The 3,726-nt window shown below is 59.4% G+C and carries 3 protein-coding genes; all 3 read left to right on the forward strand.

The features are described from left to right. The first annotated feature begins 867 nt into the window (after window positions 1-867). Window positions 868-1,776 carry a sugar phosphate isomerase/epimerase family protein gene (locus WAW39_RS06190; RefSeq protein WP_422316859.1) on the forward strand — a complete coding sequence of 303 codons (909 nt, stop codon included), beginning with the start codon at window positions 868-870 and terminating at the stop codon, window positions 1,774-1,776. Between the two features lie 55 nt (window positions 1,777-1,831). Beyond that, window positions 1,832-2,407 carry a DJ-1/PfpI family protein gene (locus tag WAW39_RS06195; protein ID WP_422316861.1) on the forward strand — a complete coding sequence of 192 codons (576 nt, stop codon included), beginning with the start codon at window positions 1,832-1,834 and terminating at the stop codon, window positions 2,405-2,407. 43 nt (window positions 2,408-2,450) lie between these two features. Further along, a partial coding sequence (locus WAW39_RS06200; RefSeq protein ID WP_422316863.1) for a c-type cytochrome occupies window positions 2,451-3,726 on the forward strand: 1,276 nt, incomplete at its 3' end.

Raw genomic sequence — 3,726 nt, forward strand, 5'->3', positions numbered from 1 at the left:
CCCTCAACCTGCTTTCCTTCCGAAAGCGCGTAGCGCTGGCACAACCGTAGCCGTGGGTGCCAACCCACGGAACCGCATCACCCACACCTCCCAAATGTCGTGGAACCGCGTAGCGGTGACACAAATCGCCGCCACATGCAAACCTGACTGCACCAGCGATAGAGCGGTTTTTCAAACACGGCCTAAGGCAGCGTGTCGTGTGTTCACAATGCATGGAACTCTGCATTCTTCTTAACCGCTGACAGGACGCTAATAAAGCCATTCAGAAAATCTGGATTCCGGATTTTGAATCAGCGTCTCATCAGCGGTTTAAATCCGCTCCTTCCCCCTTCATTATTCCACCCACACAAATCCATGCGGCAGCGGTATCGAACCGCGATTGAATCCAATCTCTGCTCCCTCTGCCTCACCGCTCCTCTGCGGCAAAAATCGAACGTTCCTCCGATTTTCAAACCCCACGGCAGAGAGTAGTGCCATGCTCTCTCCAGAAACGAGTTTCAAATAACGCGATAGCTGAAGCCGCGCACTCATCTGTCTTCTACCATCCTTCAGCCGTTTGAATCCCATTCATGAAGGCCAACGGCCTTCCGTATTTCAGCCCAGGGATGCCGAGCTTTAGCGAGTGCTTCCCTGGGTAAGTAGCATACGAGAGTGAAGCAAACCCAGCGGCCCGCCACACACAACGCCCACCAGCAGCGTCTGCAACGAGCTCCGCAACGCTTTGGCTCCGCAGCCAAACGGCGCTCCGATATCAACCAAACTCCCAATGTCCTCCTGATAAACGGATCTCCACAACCCGCTGCAAAACCTGAAGAACCCAAATCAAAGTCTGAATGAAGACGCGCCCGCCCCGTCGTTTACTCCCCCATGACCAGCCGCCGTCGCTTCCTGCAATCCCTCTCCGCTCTCGCCGCCGCCCCCGCGTTCACCGCAGAGCCACCGCCGTGGAAGCTGAATTACATGCTCGCCTCCTCCATGTATGGCAGCCTCCCCCTGGCCGACATCCTCCCCGAAGTCAAAAAGACCGGCGCCACCAGCATCGAACTCTGGCCCAAAAAACACGGCACCCAGCGCGAGGAGATCGACACCATCGGCCACGACAAATTCGCCGCCCTGCTCAAGGACCACGGCCTCACCTTCGGCGGCACCACCCGCTATGATCTCGGCCCCTTCCGCCTCACCGAAGAGATCGCCATCGTGAAAAAACTCGGCGGCACCTTCATCGTAGCTGGCGGGGCAGGGGACTACAAGGTCCCTCCCGAGCAGCTCAAGCTGAACGTCAAAGCCTTCGTGGAAAAGATGAAACCCCACGCCGCGCTCGCCGCCGAAAACGGCCTCACCCTCGGCATCGAAAACCACATCAACAACCTCATCGACACCCCCGACTCCCTCCGCTGGCTCGCCGATGACATCCGCAACATCCCCGGCATCGGCATAGCCTTCGCCCCCTATCATCTCCCGCAGGAAGAAAAGCTGCTCTCAGACCTCATCCAGCACATCGACCAAAAAATGACGCTCTTCTACGCCTGGGAATACGGCAAGAGCTGCTCCAAGGCCATGCCCAAGGAAGACGAACTCCAGCAGATGCCCGGACGAGGCAAGCTCGACTGGAAACCCCTGCTGCAAGCCCTCAAAGCCATCAAGTTCACCGGCCCCACCGAAATCTTCATGCACCCCACCCCCCGCGGCATCCCCATCCTGCCCACCCTCGCCGAATCCACCGCCGAAATCGTCCGCGCCAAAAACCACCTCGACAATCTCATCACCACTCTTTAATCCAGCATCTAGCATCTAGCATCTAGTAACAAGAATCCAGCCCACCCACCACACCATGTCCGAAGCCAAAGTCCTCATCATCGTCGGCGACGCCACCGAAACCGTTGACACCCTCTACCCCTTCTACCGTCTCATCGAGGGCGGCTACAAGCCCGTCGTCGCCGCGCCGGAAAAACGGAAATACCAGATGGTGCTGCATGAAATCAAGCCCGGCTGGACCATCACCAAGGAGTGGGAAGGTTACAGCATCGACGCCGACATCGCCTTCAAGGACATCAAGCCCGAAGAATACGTCGGCATCTTCTTCAGCGGCGGTCGCGCCCCCGAGTACATCCGCGAAGACCTCGATCTCCTCCGCATCACCAAATGGTTCTGGGAGCAGAAGAAGCCCTGCGCCAGTGTCTGCCACGGCGTCGAAATCCCGGCCCGTGCAGACATCGTCAAAGGCCTCCGCATGGCCACCGTCGCCAAGTGCAAATTCGACCTCGAAATCTGCGGCGGCATCTACGTGAACGAACCCTGCGTCATCGACCAGCACATGTACTCCGGCCGCACCTACCACGACTCCGGCCACTTCATCGCCCCCTGGATCAAAGCCCTCGACGCCGAGCGCGCCAAGATGGGCATCTAAATCGGATCTGAATGGCCGCAAAGCGACGCAAAGAAAACGCAAAATGAATTCATCAAAACTCTGGACCCTTTTTGCGGCCTCTGCGTTTTTTTGCGGCCACCTCCAGGCGCATCCTCTCCAGGCCGAGCCCATCAACCACGCCTTCGTTTACACCTTCGATCAGTTCCACATCCCCGAAGACCCCGACGAATCACTGGTGAATGGCGGCCTGCTGCTCCTCGCAGAGCTGAACTGCACCACCTGCCATGCCGTGCCGAAGTCATGGGAGGAACGCCTCAAACCAAAGCCCGGCCCCGACCTTAGCGCCGTGGGCTCCCGCCTCGATCCAGACACCCTCTGGCTCATGATCCGCAGTCCGCAAAACCGCAAGAAGGGCACGCAGATGCCCGGCTTGTTTGCAGGTGCAGAAGGCGATGACGAAAAAGTGGAAGCCCTCGTCGAATACCTCAGCAGCCTGAAACAGCCCCAGCCCAAAGTCCCCGCTGGCGATGTCGAGCGCGGCAAAGACCTCTACCACAAAGTCGGCTGCGTCGCCTGCCATGAGCCCGCCAAAGACGTGCGTCCGCCAAAGGTCGCCGCAGATGCCGAAGTCGAAAAGCCCGGCAATGCCTCCGTGCCCATCGCCCTCGCCGATGCCTACGACTTCACCGCCCTCTCCCACTTCCTCCACAATCCTCTGTCCGTCCGCCCCTCAGGCCGCATGCCAGACATGCGCCTCTCCGCCCAGCAAGCCTCCGACATCGCCGCCTACCTCCACGTCGGCCGCGTCGCCGAAAAAGCCACCGCCCGCGCAGCCCTCAAAATCCCCAAGCAGGGCGTCGAAAAAGGCCGCCAGCTATTCGAACAGCTCAACTGCATCGCCTGCCACAAACCAAGTTCTGCAGCTCCCGTCTCCGCCGGTTCCAGTATTGTAGTCCCGGCTTCAGCCGGTTCTGGAAGCTCCGCAAAACCCACCACCCCCAAACCCCTAAAAGACCTCGCCCAAGACCACGGCTGCCTCGCCGAAAAACAACCCTCCGGCACCCCGCGCTTCGATCTCAACGACCTCGAAAAGCGCGCCATCAAACTCGCGCTGGCACTCATCCAAAAAGAAGATGCCCCCAAGCTCACCGCCCAGGAAAAAATCGACTGGCAGCTCACCCGCCTCAACTGCTACGCCTGCCACGATCGCGATGGCAAAGGCGGCCCCGAAGACCCCCGCGCGCAATACTTCGGCGTGAACGATCCCGGCGCCGAATCCCTCGGCCAGCTCGCCAACGTGCCACCCATGCTCGACAAAGTCGGCCGCAAACTCACACGCGGCTGGTTCGAAAAAATCC

Origin of the sequence: Prosthecobacter sp. (assembly GCF_049294395.1) — a bacterium.
Classification (GTDB): domain Bacteria; phylum Verrucomicrobiota; class Verrucomicrobiia; order Verrucomicrobiales; family Verrucomicrobiaceae; genus Prosthecobacter.

What these genes read in the sequence shown, in the direction of transcription:
- WAW39_RS06190 (WP_422316859.1), top strand. Translation starts at nt 868, where the DNA reads ATGACCAGCCGCCGTCGCTTCCTGCAATCCCTCTCCGCTCTCGCCGCC.
- WAW39_RS06195 (WP_422316861.1), top strand. Translation starts at nt 1,832, where the DNA reads ATGTCCGAAGCCAAAGTCCTCATCATCGTCGGCGACGCCACCGAAACC.